Annotated in this window: 17 protein-coding genes; 3 read left to right on the top strand and 14 right to left on the bottom strand. The window is 66.2% G+C overall.

Annotated elements, in window-relative coordinates:
• The first annotated feature begins 229 nt into the window (after nt 1–229).
• Nucleotides 230–1,204 carry an AraC family transcriptional regulator gene (locus tag Q1W68_RS03510; RefSeq protein WP_300651955.1) on the top strand — a complete coding sequence of 325 codons (975 nt, stop codon included), beginning with the start codon at nt 230–232 and terminating at the stop codon, nt 1,202–1,204.
• Here the strand turns inward: Q1W68_RS03510 and Q1W68_RS03505 are convergent.
• From Q1W68_RS03505 to Q1W68_RS03495, 3 genes are read right to left on the bottom strand one after another with little or no spacing between them, the layout of a single operon-like run.
• A complete protein-coding gene (locus Q1W68_RS03505) occupies nt 1,178–1,846 on the bottom strand; it encodes an HAD family phosphatase (protein ID WP_300659645.1) in 669 nt (222 codons plus the stop codon). The genes Q1W68_RS03510 and Q1W68_RS03505 overlap by 27 nt on opposite strands.
• Nucleotides 1,843–2,217 carry a YchJ family metal-binding protein gene (locus tag Q1W68_RS03500; RefSeq protein ID WP_300651934.1) on the bottom strand — a complete coding sequence of 125 codons (375 nt, stop codon included), beginning with the start codon at nt 2,215–2,217 and terminating at the stop codon, nt 1,843–1,845. Before Q1W68_RS03500 ends, Q1W68_RS03505 begins: the two co-directional genes overlap by 4 nt.
• Entirely contained in the window at nt 2,214–2,639 is a 426-nt protein-coding gene (locus Q1W68_RS03495; RefSeq protein WP_300651931.1) for a rhodanese-like domain-containing protein, read from the bottom strand. Before Q1W68_RS03495 ends, Q1W68_RS03500 begins: the two co-directional genes overlap by 4 nt.
• Before the next feature lie 102 nt (nt 2,640–2,741).
• Between Q1W68_RS03495 and Q1W68_RS03490 the strand changes: the two genes are divergently transcribed.
• Complete coding sequence (locus Q1W68_RS03490) at nt 2,742–3,446, top strand: glutathione S-transferase N-terminal domain-containing protein (RefSeq protein ID WP_300715609.1); 705 nt, start codon at nt 2,742–2,744, stop codon at nt 3,444–3,446.
• A 9-nt stretch (nt 3,447–3,455) separates the two neighbouring features.
• On the opposite strand, the gene Q1W68_RS03485 is transcribed toward Q1W68_RS03490, so the two are convergent.
• The 9 genes from Q1W68_RS03485 to Q1W68_RS03445 form a co-directional block, all read right to left on the bottom strand.
• Nucleotides 3,456–4,919 (bottom strand): potassium transporter TrkG, encoded by a 1,464-nt coding sequence (locus Q1W68_RS03485; RefSeq protein ID WP_300651925.1) that lies wholly within the window; start codon nt 4,917–4,919, stop codon nt 3,456–3,458.
• Between the two features lie 9 nt (nt 4,920–4,928).
• Nucleotides 4,929–6,401: a potassium transporter TrkG gene (locus Q1W68_RS03480; protein ID WP_300651952.1), complete on the bottom strand. Its 1,473-nt coding sequence runs from the start codon at nt 6,399–6,401 to the stop codon at nt 4,929–4,931.
• A gap of 16 nt (nt 6,402–6,417) precedes the next feature.
• Nucleotides 6,418–7,809, bottom strand: coding sequence for a Trk system potassium transporter TrkA (trkA, locus tag Q1W68_RS03475; protein ID WP_300651923.1), 1,392 nt, complete (start codon nt 7,807–7,809; stop codon nt 6,418–6,420).
• Between the two features lie 116 nt (nt 7,810–7,925).
• The gene (locus Q1W68_RS03470) at nt 7,926–9,053 is read right to left on the bottom strand and encodes an acyl-CoA dehydrogenase family protein (protein ID WP_300651921.1); all 1,128 of its coding nucleotides are present in this window, start codon (nt 9,051–9,053) and stop codon (nt 7,926–7,928) included.
• A gap of 18 nt (nt 9,054–9,071) precedes the next feature.
• Nucleotides 9,072–10,256, bottom strand: a complete 1,185-nt coding sequence (locus Q1W68_RS03465; protein WP_300715607.1) for an acetyl-CoA C-acyltransferase — start codon at nt 10,254–10,256, stop codon at nt 9,072–9,074.
• A gap of 32 nt (nt 10,257–10,288) precedes the next feature.
• Nucleotides 10,289–12,076, bottom strand: coding sequence for a bifunctional isocitrate dehydrogenase kinase/phosphatase (aceK, locus tag Q1W68_RS03460; RefSeq protein ID WP_300651917.1), 1,788 nt, complete (start codon nt 12,074–12,076; stop codon nt 10,289–10,291).
• A gap of 42 nt (nt 12,077–12,118) precedes the next feature.
• On the bottom strand, nt 12,119–12,778 hold the full coding sequence (can, locus tag Q1W68_RS03455; RefSeq protein WP_300715606.1) for a carbonate dehydratase: 660 nt from the start codon (nt 12,776–12,778) through the stop codon (nt 12,119–12,121).
• A gap of 29 nt (nt 12,779–12,807) precedes the next feature.
• Nucleotides 12,808–13,989 (bottom strand): isovaleryl-CoA dehydrogenase, encoded by a 1,182-nt coding sequence (locus Q1W68_RS03450; RefSeq protein WP_300715605.1) that lies wholly within the window; start codon nt 13,987–13,989, stop codon nt 12,808–12,810.
• Nucleotides 13,990–14,022: 33 nt separating this feature from the next.
• Entirely contained in the window at nt 14,023–14,406 is a 384-nt protein-coding gene (locus Q1W68_RS03445; protein ID WP_300655541.1) for a PaaI family thioesterase, read from the bottom strand.
• A 176-nt stretch (nt 14,407–14,582) separates the two neighbouring features.
• Between Q1W68_RS03445 and Q1W68_RS03440 the strand changes: the two genes are divergently transcribed.
• Nucleotides 14,583–15,179 (top strand): YigZ family protein, encoded by a 597-nt coding sequence (locus Q1W68_RS03440; protein WP_300655539.1) that lies wholly within the window; start codon nt 14,583–14,585, stop codon nt 15,177–15,179.
• Nucleotides 15,180–15,183: 4 nt separating this feature from the next.
• On the opposite strand, the gene Q1W68_RS03435 is transcribed toward Q1W68_RS03440, so the two are convergent.
• Together Q1W68_RS03435 and Q1W68_RS03430 are read right to left on the bottom strand one after the other, a co-directional pair.
• Nucleotides 15,184–15,549: a DUF1304 domain-containing protein gene (locus tag Q1W68_RS03435; RefSeq protein ID WP_300655537.1), complete on the bottom strand. Its 366-nt coding sequence runs from the start codon at nt 15,547–15,549 to the stop codon at nt 15,184–15,186.
• A 23-nt stretch (nt 15,550–15,572) separates the two neighbouring features.
• Nucleotides 15,573–15,967: MerR family DNA-binding transcriptional regulator (locus Q1W68_RS03430; protein WP_300715603.1), on the bottom strand; the 395-nt coding region annotated here is incomplete at its 5' end.

Raw genomic sequence — 15,967 nt, 5'->3', positions numbered from 1 at the left:
CAGAGCGGGCGTTGAGTTGTGTCTCCAGGGTCGACATGGTGCGGTCCTGTCAGGTGGTCTTGTGGGGGATCGGCCCATTTTGTCGGATAGCGGCGGTGTCGTGGCGGTCACGTGGGTTGCAAATGCTGCCAAGACTCTTGAAAATCCGGGTATGTCCCAAGCCCCTGCCCGCCGTCCATCCCAACCGACCGACGTTGCCCGACTGTTCGGCGGCCCGGCGCTCACGCCGATGGCCCTGGTTCGGGCCATGGTGCTGGCCTACGAAGCACGCGGCATGGACCCGTCAGACGCGTTGGAGCAGGCACAAATAACGCCAGCCCAACTGAGGAAGCCCAGCGCCAGCATCACCGCGACGCAGATGGAGGTGATCTCGGGCGCCGCCATGCGCGAACTCGATGACGAAGGCCTGGGCTGCTTCGCCCGCCCCCTGCCCTGGGGCAGCTACGGCCTGCTCGCGCGCGCGTCGCTCTCAAGCCCCACGCTGGGCGTGGCGCTCAAGCGCTGGTGCCGCCACCACGGCCTGCTCACACCCGACGCCACGCTGTCGGTGGCGGTGGATGGCGAGGTCGCCAGCATCGCGCTGCGCCTGCACCGAGACCCTGGCCCCATGGCCGAGCTCTGCGCGGTCTCGTTGCTGCGCAACATCCACGGCCTGGCCAGCTGGTACGTGGATTCGCGTGTGGCCCTGCTCGGCGCCCAATTCCCCCACCCCGCGCCGCGCCACGCCGAGGCCTATGCGGTGCTGTTCGACGGACCCATCCGGTTCGATGCGGAGCACGCGGCGATCCACTTCGACGCGCGCTACCTGAGCCTGCCGGTGCGCCGCGATGAGGCGGCCATGAACCAGCTGCTGCAGCGCGCCCTGCCGCTGACGGTGCGCTCCTACCGGCGCGACCGCCTGCTCGTGCAGCGCGTGCGCCAGCTGCTCGCAAGCCGCCCGCAAGACGCGCACAACGCCCACGAACTCGCCGCCTTGCTCAACACCTCACCACGCACCCTGCACCGGCAACTCAAGGACGAGGGCGCGTCGCTGCAGCGCCTCAAAGACGAGGTGCGCAGACAGCTGGCGAGCGAACTCCTGCTGCGCAGCCACAAGCCCATCAAGCAGGTGGCCGAGGCCGCGGGGTTTCAGAACGAGAAGAGCTTCATCCGGGCCTTCAAGGGCTGGACCGGACAATCACCGGGCGACTTCAGGGCTCAGTGAATCCAGCAGGTCGTGCATGCGGTGGAACACGCGGTGCACCGCCAGTCCGTCAAACGCACGGCCATGGCCCTCGGGGCAATAGCCCCACACCGTGGCGCCCGCCGCGAGACCCGCCTGTGCGCCCGTGCCCGTGTCTTCAATCACCAGGCAACGCGCCGGGTCGACGCCGAGGTGCGCGGCCGCGGCCAGATACACATCGGGCGCGGGCTTGGAACGGGGCTGGTCATGACCGCTGAAGATGCGGTCGCCAAAGTACGGGTGCATGCCCGCCATCTCGATCTGCATCACGACCTTGGGCCGGTCGGCGCCCGAGGCGCACGCAATGCGGCCACCCGCGTGGCGGTGCGCGGCCATCACCACATCGATCGCGCCCTGCACCGGCAGCAGCTCGGCGCGCAGCCGCGCGTCGCGCCGGGCGTAGAAAGCCCGCATCCAGTCTTCGGTGAGCGGCTGGCCGGTTTCGGCCTCGATGCGCGCACGCTCGTCGCGCACCGCCTTGCCGATGAAGATCTGCAGGCACTCGGCCTGCGTGAGGGCCCAGCCACTCTCGTTGAGCACCTCGCGCAGCACGCCGTTGGTGATGGGCTCGCTGTCCACGAGCACCCCGTCGCAATCAAAAAGCACCCCGTCGAACCGCTTCACAAGAGATCTCCGCCCACATACAGCCAATGCCCGTCTTCGCGCACGAAGCGGCTGCGCTCGTGCAGGCGCTGCCCACGGCCTTGCACGCGCGAGCGCGCCACAAATTCCACCTCGGCGTGCGCGCCGTCCATGGGCGTGTGCCGCTTCACGTCCAGCCCCAGCCATTTCACGCCGGCGTCGAGCTCGAGCGAAGCCGGCCGCGTGCTGGCGTGCCAGGTGGCCAGCAGATGCACCGTGTCGCCGCGCACAAAGGCGGTGTAGCGCGAGCGCATGAGCGCCTCGGCGTCGGGTGCGGGCATGCCGGCACCCAGGAAGCGGCCACAACACGCCTCGAACGCCGCGTTTCGGCCGCAGGGGCACGGGTCTTTCATCCGGCTTTTTTCGCCCGGCGCTGCTCCAGCGTCTCCACCGGTGCGCCTTGTTTCACCCAATCGGCAAAACCACCGTCGATGTGGGCCACGTTGGTCATGCCCATGTCCTGCAGCGCCTTGGTGGCCAGCGCGCTGCGCCAGCCGGCGCCACAAAACAGCACGAACTCCTTGTGCTCGTCGGCAAACACCGGCTTGAAATACGGCGACGCCGGGTCCACCCAGAACTCCAGCATGCCGCGCGGCGCGTGCAGGGCACCGACGGCCGTGCCTTCGCGTTCGAGCTCGCGCACATCGCGGATGTCCACCAGCTGCAAGCGCGCATCGCCCGCGGCCAGCCGGGCCTGGATGTCGGCCACGCTGTGGGTGGTGATCTGTGCGCTGGCTTCCGCCACGAGCGCTTGGGATCCTTTGGTGATGGGCATGTCGTGTCTCCGTTGGTTAGGGAATTATCGATGTCCTTGCAGCGCCCGGGACATGCGGCGCGGGTGTTCAATGCGGCTTTTGCCAGCCCCGAGAGAGCCCACATGAACGCACTGGACGCATTCCCCATCACGAAACAATGGCCGGCGAAGTTTGCCGACCGCCTGCAGCTGTATTCGCTGCCCACGCCCAACGGCGTGAAGGTCTCGATCATGCTGGAGGAAACCGGCCTGCCCTACGAGCCGCACCTGGTGAGCTTCGAGACCAACGACCAGATGTCGCCGGCTTTCCTCTCGCTCAACCCGAACAACAAGATCCCGGCCATCCTGGACCCGAACGGCCCGGGGAACCAGCCGATGGCGCTGTTCGAGTCGGGCGCCATTCTGGTTTACCTGGCCGAGAAGACCGGGCAGTTCCTGCCGAAAGACCCGGCGGACCGCTACGAAACCCTGCAGTGGCTGATGTTCCAGATGGGCGGGGTGGGCCCGATGTTTGGGCAGCTCGGCTTCTTCCACAAATTCGCCGGCAAGGAGTTTGAAGACAAGCGCCCGCGCGACCGATATGCCGCCGAAACCAAACGCTTGCTGGGCGTGTTGAACCAGCGCATGACCGGGCGCGACTGGGTCATGGGCCAGGACTACTCGATTGCCGACATCGCCATCTGGCCCTGGGTGCGCAACCTGGTGGGCTTCTACGGCGCGGGCGACCTGGTGGGCTTCAGCGACTTTGCCGAACTGCCGAGGGTGCTCGCGGCATTCGAGCAAAGGCCAGCGGTGCAACGCGGCCTGACCATCCCGGCGCGCGGCTGACACGCGGGCTCACTTCCTCCAGAAGTGGCCCGTGAAGAGGACCAGGACAGTCAGTAATTCAAGCCGCCCCAGCAGCATCGCAAACGTGCACACCCAGATCTGAAAGTCGGAGAGCACGCCGAAATTGCTCGCCGGCCCCACCTCACCGAGGCCGGGGCCGATGTTGTTCACTGTGGCCACGACCGCTGAGAAGGCGGTCACGATGTCCAGGCCGGTGAACAACAGCAACATGGTCAGCCCCATGGTGGCGGCGCCGTAAATCAGCATGTAGCCGAAGACGGCGGTCATGACCGAGTTGGGCATGATGGCCCCGCCCAGCGTCACCGGGTTCACCACGCGCGGATGCACGATGCGCACCAGTTCGCGCCGCGCCTGCTTGATCAACAGCACCATGCGCACGAGCTTGATGCCGCCGCCGGTGGAACCGGCACACGACACAAAACACCCCAGGAACATCAGCAGCACCGGCGCGAACACCGGCCACTGGGCGTAGTCGGTGGAGGCGTAGCCGGTGGTGGTGGCCACCGACACGACGTGAAACGCGCTGGTGCGCAAGGCTTCGGGGAAATCGGGGATCACGCCCTGCGCGGTGAGCAACACCGCCACCAGCAAAATCGACACCACCAGCACGCTCACATAGGTGCGGATCTCGCGGTCGCGCGTGAGGGGCCGCAACGAGCGCTGGCGCAGCACGATGAAATAGCGCATGAAACTCACACCGGCCAGCGCCATGAACACCGTGGCCACGGCCTCGATCCTCGGCGAGTCCCAGTAACCGAAGCTGGCGTCGTGCGATGAAAAACCGCCCAGGCCCATGGTGGTGCACATGTGCATGAAGGCGTCGGCCCAGCCCATGCCGGCCCAGCGGTAAGCCAGCATGCAGGCCACCGAGAAGAGCACGTACACGCCCCACAGACCGCGGGCGGTCTCGGAAATGCGCGGGGTGAACTTGGTGTCCTTCATGGGCCCGGGCGTCTCCGCCCGGTAGAGCTGCACACCGCCCAGGCCCAGCAGCGGCAGCACCGCCACCACCAGCAGCATGATGCCCAGCCCACCCAGCAGTTGCAGGAAGCAGCGCCACACATTGACCGACACCGGCAGGGCATCCAGCCCCGAGAGCGCCGTGGCCCCGGTGGCCGTGAGGGCGCTCATGGCCTCGAAATAGGCCTTGGTCCAGGTGATGTCGGGCACGGTGAACATGAGCGGCGCCGCCGCGAACGCGGGCAGCAGCATCCACACCAGGTTGACCAGCAGAAAGCCGTCCTTGGCCTGCAGTTCGCGGCGAAACCGGTGGGTGCTGCGCCACAGGACCAGACCGCAAACGGTGGTGAAGGCAAAGCCGTAGGCCCACACCAGCGCGTGGTGCTGCGCGTCCAGAAACCAGGCCCAGGCCAGCGGCACCAGGAAGGCGGGTGCGAACGCGAGCAGGATGCGCGAAAACACCGAAAGAACAGGCAGCAGGGTGAACAGCATGCAGGCAGTCTATTTGCGCCAGAAGCCCGGGGTGAACAGCACGAGGAACGACAGCATTTCCAGCCGCCCCAGCAGCATGGCCAGGGTGCACACCCAGGTCTGGAAGTCGGTCAGCCCCTGGAAGTTGCCCGCCGGGCCCACCTCGTTGAGGCCGGGGCCCATGTTGTTCACGCTGGCCACCACCGCCGAGAACGCCGTGTCGAACGGCAGGTCGGAGAGCAGCAACAGCATGGTCAACCCGATGATGGTGCCGCCGTACACCAGCATGAAGCCCAGCACCGACAGCAGGGTGCCGGTTTGCACCACGTGCCCGCCCAGGTGCACCGGATACACCGCGCGCGGGTGGATGATGCGCGACATTTCCCGCCTGGCCTGCTTGAGCAGAATCAGCACACGCGCCATCTTGATGCCGGCGCCGGTGGAGCCCGCGCTGGTGGCCACGCCGGAGAGCATGATCATGAACAGCGGCGCAAACACCGGCCAGGTGGTGTAGTCCACCGTGGCAAAACCGGTGGTCGAGCCGATGGAGATCACGTTGAACAAGGCCACCCGCAGGGTCTCCAGCGGGTCGGTCATGGTGCCCTTGACGAGCAACAACCCCGCCACGAACACGCTGGCACCCAGCAGCAGGCCCATGGTCCCGCGCCATTCGGTGTCGCGCCAGATGCGGGCGGGCTGGCGTTTGGCGAAGGCCACGAAATACAGCGCAAAGTTGCAACTGGCCACCAGCATGAAGACAATGGCGACCCACTCCAGCGTGGGCGACTGGAAGAACCCGAAGCTGCTGTCGTGCGTCGACAGCCCACCCAGGCTCATGGTGGTGAACATGTGGGCCCAGGCGTCCAGCGCAGACATGCCGCCCAGCCAGTAGCCCAGCACACAAGCCACCGAGAGCACGCAGTACACGGTCCACAAACCCTTGGCGGTTTCGGTGATGCGCGGCGTGAGCTTGGCGTCTTTCATGGGCCCGGTGGCCTCGGCGCGAAACAGCTGGCTGCCGCCCACGCCCAGCATGGGCAGGATGGCCACGGCCAGCACGAGGATGCCCATGCCGCCGAGCCACTGCAGGAAACAGCGCCACAGGTTGATGGAACCGGGCAAGGCGTCCAGCCCGGTGATCACGGTGGACCCGGTGGTGGTCAGGCCCGACATGGCTTCGAAGTAGGCGTCGGTCACGCTGATCGGTTGGGCCGTCTGGCCGAAGTACAGCAGCAGGGGCAGACACGCCAGCAGCGGCAGCAGGGTCCAGACCAGCCCCACCAGCAGGATGCCGTCCCGCGTCTGCAGCTCCACCTTGCGGCCCACCTTGAACACGGCACAACGCAGGAGCAAGCCCACCACCAACGCAACGGCCACGGCCGGCAGGTAGGCACCTTGAGCGCCGTCCTGCGACCACCACGACACCGTCCACGGGACCAGCAAGGTGAGCGAGAACACCATCACGATGGCGCCCAGCACGGGAAAGACGCGCAACAGCGGCATGAACATGGACCCGGGGTCAGCCGAAGAAGGTGGCGCCCACCTGGAACAGCTTCTCGACCTCGCGAACCAGGCGCTTGTTCGGAATGAACATGATGATGTGGTCGTCGGTCTCGATCACGGTGTCGTGGTGCGGCATGAGCACTTCCGACTTGCTGCCCTCCCCGCGCACGATGGCACCGATGCGCACGCCTTTGGGCAGTTTGAGTTCTTCGACCTTGCGGCCCACCAGCTTGCTGGTTTTGACATCACCGCGCGCAATGCCTTCGAGCGCCTCGGCCGCGCCCCGGCGCAGGCTGTGCACAGCGGCCACATCGCCGCGCCGAAGGTGCGTGAGCAGCTCGCCGATGACGGTTTGCGAGGGCGAGATGGCGATGTCGATGGTGCTGCCCTGCATCATGTCGGCGTAGGCACGGCGGTTGATGAGCGCCATGACGCGCCCGGCGCCCATGCGCTTGGCCAGCATGGCCGACATGATGTTGTCCTCGTCGTCGCTGGTGAGCGCGAGAAACATGTCCATCTCGCCCACGCTTTCTTCGAGCAGCAGGTCTTCGTCGGCGCCGTCGCCATTGAGGATGAGCATGCTCGATGGCAACTGGCTGGCCAGGTATTCGCAGCGCTTCTGGTCGTGCTCGATGATCTTCACCTGGCACTGCCCCTGCAGCGATCGCGCCAGGCGCAAGCCCACCTTGCCACCCCCGGCGATCATGATCCGCTTGGCCGGTTCGTCGATGTTGTGGATGGCGCCCAGCACATAGCGGATCTTCTGCGTGTCGGCGAGCACGAACACCTCGTCACCCGCCAGGATGCGCGTGGTCTTGGTGGCCTCCATCTCGGTGTCGAGCCGGTACAGCGCGACCACGCGCATCTCGGCGTGCGGGAAGCGGTCGCGAAACTCGCCGATGGTGTGGCCCACCAGCGAGCCGCCGTGGGTCGCGCGCACCGCGATCAGGCTGGCGCGGCCGTCGGCAAACTCCAGCACCTGCAGCGCCTCGGGGTAGCTGATGAGCTGGTGGAGGTAACGCATGACCGACTCTTCCGGGCAGATCACGTGGTCCACCGCAAAGCCGTTCTTGCCGAGCAGCTCGTCGCCTTCGATGAATTCGGGCGAGCGCAGCCGGGCGATGGTGCTGGGCACGTTGAAGATGTCGTGCGCGACCTTGCACACCACGAGGTTGGTTTCGTCGTTGGCAGCGCAGGCGATCACCATGTCGGCGTCTTTGGCGCCCGCCTCCCGCAGCACCGAGGGCTGGATGCCGTTGCCCACCACGCCGCGCAGGTCGATGCGCTCTTCCAGGCTGCGAAGCCGGGCCGGGTCCATGTCGATGACGGTGATGTCGTTCTGCTCGGAGACCAGGCTTTCCGCCACGCTCTCGCCGACGCGGCCGGCACCCAGGATGATGATGTTCATGGTGATGGATGGTACCCCCCGCGCCGCCTGCGGCGTCACCCCCCAGGGGGCGATGCCTGTGGCCCGGCAAAGCCGGTTGCACGGCATCCTGGAACGCAGACACCTCGCGCCGGAGGTCAGGCCAGCGCTCTTTGAATAATGATCTTCTGAATGTCCGACGTGCCTTCATAAATCTGGCACACCCGCACGTCCCGGTAAATGCGCTCCACCGGAAAGTCGCTCACATAGCCGTACCCACCAAACACCTGGATGGCCGCCGTGCACACGGCCTCGGCCATTTCGCTCGCAAACAGCTTGGCCATGGCCGCTTCTTTCAAACACGGCTGGCCCGCGTCGCGCAAGGCCGCCGCGTGGTGCGTGAGCGCACGCGCCGCTTCGATCTGTGTGGCCATGTCCGCCAGGCGAAAACCCACCGCCTGGTGGTTGAAGATCGGCTGGCCGAAACTGGAGCGGTCCTTGGAATAGGCCAGCGCGCAGTCGAACGCGCTGCGCGCCATGCCGATGCTTTGCGCCGCGATGCCGATGCGCCCGCCTTCGAGTGCCGAGAGTGCGATCTTGTAGCCCTCGCCCTCCGCACCGATCAGGTTCTCGGCCGGAATGCGGCAATTGTCGAAATTGATCTGTGCCGTGTCGCTGCTGTGCTGACCGAGCTTGTCTTCGAGCCGCGCCACCACATAGCCCGGTGTGTCGGTGGGCACCACGAAGGCGCTCATGCCTTTCTTGCCGGCGCCCTTGTCGGTGACAGCGATCACGATCGCCAGGTGCCCGTTCTTCCCGCTGGTGATGAACTGCTTGACGCCGTTGAGCACGTAGTCGTCACCCTCCTTGACCGCCGTGGTGCGAAGCGCCGAAGCGTCCGAACCCACGTGCGGCTCGGTCAGGCAGAACACCCCCAGCATCTGGCCGGCCGCCAGCGGGCGCAGCCAGCGCTCCTGCTGCTGGGCATTGCCGTAGCGCATCAGGATCGCGTTGACCGGGCAGTTGGTGACCGAGATCGCCGTGCTGGTGCCACCGTCACCCGCCGCGATTTCTTCCAGCACCACGGCCAGCGTCACATAGTCCAGCCCCGCGCCGCCCAGTGCCTCGGGTACGCAGATGCCGTAGGCGCCGAGCTCGGCCAGGCCTTTGTGCACGTCGGTCGGGAAGTGGTGTTCCTTGTCCCACTTCGCCGCGTGCGGCCAGAGCTGCTCCTGGGCAAAGCTGCGCACCGCGTCGCGGATCATGAGTTGGTCTTGGTTCAGCATGGCCAGGTCGTCTCCGGGTTACACCAGCTCGATGGCCATGGCGGTGGCTTCGCCGCCGCCGATGCACAAGGTGGCCACACCCTTTTGGCCGCCACGCGCCTGCAGCGCATGGATCAGCGTGACCAGGATGCGCGCGCCGCTGGCACCGATGGGGTGGCCCAGCGCGCAGGCGCCGCCGTTGACGTTGACCTTCTCGTGCGGAATGCTCAGCTCGGTCATGAGCGCCATGGGCACGACGGCGAAGGCTTCGTTGATCTCCCAGAGGTCCACGTCCGCCACGCTCCAGCCGGTCTTGGCCAGCAGCTTCTGCGTGGCGCCCACCGGGGCGGTGGCGAACCAGTTGGGTTCCTGTGCGTGGGTGCTGTGCGCGACGATGCGCGCCAGCGGCTTCAGGCCCTGGGCCTTGGCGGTGGACTCGCGCATGAGCACCAGCGCGGCGGCGCCGTCGTTGATGGACGAGCTCGACGCGGCGGTGATGGTGCCGTCCTTCTTGAACGCGGGCTTGAGGCTGGTGACCTTGTCAAGCTTGACCTTGCCCGGGCCTTCGTCGGTGCTCACCACGCGCTCGCCGCTGCGGTCTTTCACCGTCACGGGCATGATCTCGGCGGCAAAGGCACCGCTCGCGGTGGCGGCCTTGGCGCGCGTGACCGACGCGATGGCAAAGGCGTCTTGCTGCTCGCGGGTGAAGCTGTACTTGGCGGCGCAGTCTTCGCCGAACGTGCCCATGGAGCGGCCGGCCTCGTAGGCGTCTTCCAGGCCGTCGAGCATCATGTGGTCGTAGATCTTGTCGTGGCCCATGCGGTAGCCGCTGCGGCCCTTCTGCAGCAGGTAAGGCGCGTTGGTCATGCTCTCCATGCCGCCGGCCACCACCACGGTGGCGCTGCCGGCGGCGATCATGTCGTGGGCCAGCATGGTGGCCTTCATGCCCGAGCCACACATTTTGGAGAGCGTCACCGCGCCGGCCGATTTCGGCAGGCCGCCCTTGAACGCAGCCTGACGCGCCGGCGCCTGGCCCTGGCCGGCCATCAGGCAGTTGCCGAAGAGCACTTCATCGACCTGCTCCGGCTTCACGCCGCTGCGCTCAACGGCGGCCTTGATGGCGGCGCCACCCAGGTCGTGGGCCGAGAGGCTGGCGAAGTCGCTCTGGAACGAGCCCATGGGGGTGCGTGCGGCACCGACGATGACGATGGCGTCTTGGGACATGTGGTTGCTCCTGGTTGGGATGAAAAAAAGCTTCAGGCGAGTGCGTGCGACAGAAAACGCCGGTCGCGCTCGTAGGGGAAAACATCGAACACATGGCCGGCGGCGATGCGTTCCTTGTGCGACTGCCAGAACGCGGCGTCCAGCAGGTCGGCGTGGTGCTGCATGAAGACCTCGCGCACCACCGGGTTGCCGAGCAGGAACGGGCCGAAGGTTTCGGGAAACACGTCGTGCTTGCGCACCGTGTACCAGACCTCGCCCGACATCTCGTCCTCCTCGTTGCGCGGCGCGGGCACGCGGCGGAAGTTGCAGTCGGTGACGTACTCGATTTCGTCGTAGTCGTAGAACACGACCTTGCCGTGGCGGGTGATGCCGAAGTTTTTCCACAGCATGTCGCCGGGGAAGATGTTGGCCGCCACCAGGTCCTTGATGGCGTTGCCGTATTCGATCACCGTGTGCTCGATCTGTGCACGGGCCCCGGCATCGAAGGCTTCCTGCAGGTGGATGTTGAGCGGGATCATCCGGCGCTCGATGTAGCAGTGCTTGAGGATCACCTCGGTCGTGCCGTCACCATCGCGGTCGCTGATCTCCAGCTGGCTGGGCGCGTACTTCTGGATCTCGGCGATCAGCTCGTCGGTGAAACGGTCGCGCGGGAAACCCACCTCGGAGAACTCCAGCGTGTCGGCCATGCGGCCCACGCGGTCGTGCTGCTTCACGAGCAGGTACTTGCCGCGGATCTGCTCGCGCGTGGTGTCCTTCTGCGGCGGGTAAAAGTCCTTGATGACCTTGAACACGAACGGAAAGCTCGGCAGATCAAACACCAGCATGACCATGCCCTTGATGCCGGGCGCAATGCGGAACCTGTCGGTGCTGTGCCGCATGTGGAAGAGGAAGTCGCGGTAGAACAGCGTCTTGCCCTGTTTGGCCAGGCCCAGCGCGTTGTAGAACTCGGCGCGCGGCTTGCGCGGCATCAGGCTGCGCAGGAACTGCACGTAGGCGCTCGGTATCTCCATGTCGACCATGAAGGTCGCCCGCGCAAAGCTGAACAGGATGAGCAGGTCGTCCTCGCCGAAGAGCGCAGCGTCCACCACCAGCTGGCCGTCGGTGTTGTGCAGGATGGGCAGGGCGAACGGCACCTCCTGGAAGCCGTTGATGATCTTGCCGACCACATAGGCGCCCTTGTTGCGGAAGAACAGGCCCGAGAGCACCTGGAACTGGAAGTTGGCGCGCAGCTTCACGTGGTCGAAGTGGCGCTTCATCGCGCCCAGCACCAATCCGGCGTCGCGCTCCAGGTCGTCGAACGGCACGCGCAGACCCAGGTCTTGAAGGAAACGCAGCACCTCGGCCTGCATCGTGCCGGCCGTGGGGTAGTAACAGCGGTAGGTGGGCTTCGCGCTGGGCTCTTCGTTCTCGATGTACTCGGTTGAGACGGCCGGGCGCACGAAGATGAAGTCGTTCTGGAAGTAGGCGCGCCGCAGGATCTTGGTGGTGACCGAATTGAAGAAGGTCTCGGCCAGCTCGGGCTGGTGGTGGTTCACCAGCAGGCCGATGTAGTGCAGCTTCACCTGCTCCCACACGTCCATGGGCTGGTCATCGGCGCCGAACTCCTTGATCAGCCGCATCACACATTCCTTGACGCGCAGGTCGTAGAACTCGATGCGCTCGCGCTGGGCGCGTTGCTGGCCGAGCCAGTCGCGCGTCTCAAACCGGTGTTGGGCGCGCGCCGACTCGGTGCGAAACAAACGGTAATGGCGGTTGAAGCCGTCCATCATGGCCTTGGCGATCGCATAGGCCAGGGTCGAATCGAGGCGCTGGGGGAACATGGTGTGTCCCGTTGTTGATGGAACGGGCGCTGCCGCCGCCGCTCAGTTCTGGCGAACCGAGCCCACGCCCGCCACGGCCTGGCGGTAGGCCGCGTCGATCTGGTCCTTGTGGTCCACCGTCATGTGCATGTCGTGCAGCAAGCCGTCGCGCAAGCCGTAAACCCAGCCGTGCAGCGTGAGCGTCTGTCCGCGCGCCCAGGCGTCCTGCACCACCGTGGTTTGTGCCACGTTCATCACCTGCTCGATGGCGTTGAGTTCGCACAACACGTCGGCGCGGTGCTGCTCGGGTGTCGCGTCGAGCACCGCCGCGTGGCGATCGCGCACGTCCTTGATGTGGCGCAGCCAGTTGTCCGCCAGGCCCACGCGCACATCGCGCAGCGCCGCCTGCACACCACCACAGCCGTAGTGGCCCACCACCATCAGGTGCTGCACCTTGAGCATGTCCACCGCGTACTGGATGGTGGAGAGGCAGTTGAGATCGGTCGGCACCACCACGTTGGCCACGTTGCGGTGCACGAACACCTCGCCCGGGTCCAGACCGGTGATCTGGTTGGCGGGCACACGGCTGTCGGAGCAGCCGATCCACATGTACTGCGGGCTCTGCTGGGCCAGCAGGTCGGTGAAGAAGGTGGGGCGCGTGGCCACCACGTCGGCGGCCCAGGCGCGGTTGCGCGCGAAGAGGTCTTTGAGTTCGGAGGTCATGGCGCGATCTTAGGCTGCGGCATCAAGCCTCAGCAGGTCTCGGCAAACAGTTCGCGGCCGATCAACATGCGGCGGATCTCGCTGGTGCCGGCGCCGATTTCGTACAGCTTGGCGTCGCGCCACAGGCGGCCCAGCGGGTACTCGTTGATGTAGCCGTTGCCACCGAAGATCTGGATGCCGTTGCCCGCCATCTTGGTGGCTTCTTCCGCGCACCACAGAATCACCGAAGCGCAGTCCTTGCGCACCTGGCGCACGTGCTCAGAGCCCAGCATGTCGAGGTTCTTCGCCACCATGTAAGCGAACGAACGCCCGGCCTGCAGCACGGTGTACATGTCGGCCACCTTGCCCTGGATCAGCTGGAACTCGCCGATGCTCTGGCCGAACTGCTTGCGGTCGTGGATGTAGGGAACGATGTTGTCCATGACGGCCTGCATGATGCCCAGCGGCCCGCCGGTGAGCACGGCGCGCTCGTAGTCCAGCCCGCTCATGAGCACCTTGGCGCCGTTGTTGAGGCCGCCCAGGATGTTCTCGACCGGCACCTCGACGTTGTTGAACACCATCTCGCCGGTGTGGCTGCCGCGCATGCCGAGCTTGTCGAGCTTTTGCGCGGTGCTGAAACCCTTCATGCCTTTTTCAACGATGAAGGCCGTGACGCCGCGCGCACCCATCTCGGGTTCGGACTTGGCGTACACCACCATGGTGTCGGCGTCCGGCCCGTTGGTGATCCACATCTTGCTGCCGTTGAGCAGGTAGTAGCCGCCCTTGTCTTCGGCTTTGAGCTTCATGCTGATCACGTCCGAGCCCGCGCCCGGCTCGCTCATGGCGAGTGCACCCACGTGTTCGCCACTGATGAGCTTGGGCAGGTACTTCGCGCGCTGGGCTTCGTTGCCGTTGCGCTTGATCTGGTTCACGCACAGGTTGCTGTGCGCGCCGTAAGACAGGCCCACGCTGGCCGAGGCGCGCGAGATTTCTTCCATGGCGATCATGTGCGCCAGGTAGCCCATGCCGGCGCCACCGTATTCCTCGCCCACGGTGATGCCGAGCACGCCGAGGTCGCCCATCTTGCGCCACAGGTCCATGGGGAACTGGTCGTTCTGGTCGATCTCGGCCGCGCGGGGGGCGATCTCGGCTTGCGCAAAATCGCGCACCGCGTCGCGCAGCGCGTCGATGTCTTCACCGAGCTGGAAATTGAGGCCGGGCAGGTTGGTCATGGGTCTTGTCTCCAAAGAATGATTCAGCGGGCTTCAGCCCTGGATGTGGTCGCGGCCGACGACGGCCATGAGCGTGCAGCCCATGGTGGCGACCAGTTTCTCTTGCCCGCCGTCGAGGGCATACGCATGGCCTTCGCACACCGTCACCGTGCGCCCCGGTTTGACGACGGTGCCGACCATGCGGAAGCGCTGGCCCTGGGCGGGTGAGAGCAGGTTGATCTTGAACTCGATGGTGAGCACCGCGGCCTCAAGCGCCATCAGGGTGAACCCGGCATAGCCACAGGCCGAGTCGAGCGCGGTGGCCACCATGCCGGCGTGCAGGAAGCCGTGTTGCTGCGTGAGCGCTTCGGCCCAGGGCAGTGTGATCTCCACCCGCCCGGGCTCGACCACCGCCAGCGAGGCGCCGAGCGTGCGCATGGCGGCCTGGCGGGCAAAGCTCTCGCGCACGCGGGCTTCAAAACCGGGGTTGCGAGGCTCGAAGGTGGGTGGGTTCACGGCGTTCTCGGTGCGTGGCGGAAGCCTTGGATTCTACGTTGACGTTTACGTAAACGTCAATTTCGTACCCACCGTCTCAGGGCTATGCTCAGGCCCCCATGCCCTTCACGCTTTCCGCCCCGGTCCTCAGCGAGCAGACCCTCAAGAAAAGCCGCTTCATCGGTTGCGTGGAGCCGGTGGCCGACCGCGTGGCGGCCCTGGCGCGCGTGGCACAGCTTCGCGCCGAACACCCCGGTGCCACCCACGTGTGCTGGGCGCTCATGGCCGGCGGGCACTCGGCAGCCAACGACGATGGCGAACCCGGCGGCACGGCCGGGCGGCCCATGCTGGAAGTGCTGCGCCGCCAGGACCTGGAAGGTGTGCTGGCCACGGTGGTGCGCTACTACGGCGGTGTTCCGCTGGGCGCGGGCGGGCTGGTGCGCGCCTACACCGACAGCGTGGCCCAGGCCCTGTTGAACGCGGACAAGGTGCCGGTGATCCGCTGGCTGCGGCTGCGCTGTGTGTTGCCCTACGCGCTGGAGGGCTGGCTGCGGCGCGAGCTCGACGGCTTTGGCGCCACGCTGGTCGAGGTGCTGCACGGTGAGGGGGTGGACGCCACGCTGCAGGTGCCCGAATCGCACACGGCGGCGCTGGTGGCGCGCATCAACGACGCCGGGCAGGGCCGGGTGGTGTGGCGGGACACCGCACCCGACTGAGGCCTCAGGCCGCGCGGCTCAAATAGACCAGCACCAGGCCCACCGCCGCCGGCAGCGCCTGCACGTAGAGAATCTTGCGGCTGGCCGTGGCCGCGCCGTAGAGACCGGCGATCAGCACGCACAGCAGAAAGAACACCTTCACGCCAAAGCCCCCGGGCCCCAGCCACAAGCCCCAGAGCAGGCCGGCGGCCAGAAAGCCGTTGTACAGCCCCTGGTTGGCGGCCAGCACCTTGGTGGCCGCGGCCGACGCAGGTGTCTGGCCGAAGGCCTTGAGTCCGGCAGGCTTGTCCCACAGGAACATCTCGAGCACGAGAAAGTAGAAGTGCAGCAGCGCGACGAGCGCAACAACGATGCTCGCAATCAGGGACATGGGGTCTCCTCCAGGGAATGAACTCAGGACTTCTTGTCCAGCTTGGCCAGCAGCGCGCGGGCTTCCTTTTCGTGCACCTTCACCTCGTCGAGGTTGGCCACCAGGTCGGCCATCTGCTCTTCGAGCTGGCGGCGGTGGTCGGCCAGCACGGTGAGGAACTTGCGCAGCTGCGGACCGGTGTCGCGCGGGCTGTCGTAGGTGTCGATGATGTCCTTGGCTTCGGTCAGCGACAGGCCCAGGCGTTTGGCGCGCAGCGTGAGTTTGAGGCGCGTGCGGTCGCGTGCGGTGTACACGCGGTTGCGCCCGCCCGGACCTTCGCGTTGCGGCTGCAGCAGGCCCATGTCTTCGTAAAAACGGATGGCCCGGGTGGTGAGGTCGAACTCGCGCGCCAGATCGCTGATGGTGTAGGTCGGGTTCG

Origin of the sequence: Hydrogenophaga sp. (assembly GCF_030158645.1) — a bacterium.
Classification (GTDB): domain Bacteria; phylum Pseudomonadota; class Gammaproteobacteria; order Burkholderiales; family Burkholderiaceae_C; genus Hydrogenophaga.
Note: the sequence above shows the minus strand (reverse complement) of the source record. Positions and strands in the feature narration are given on the sequence as shown.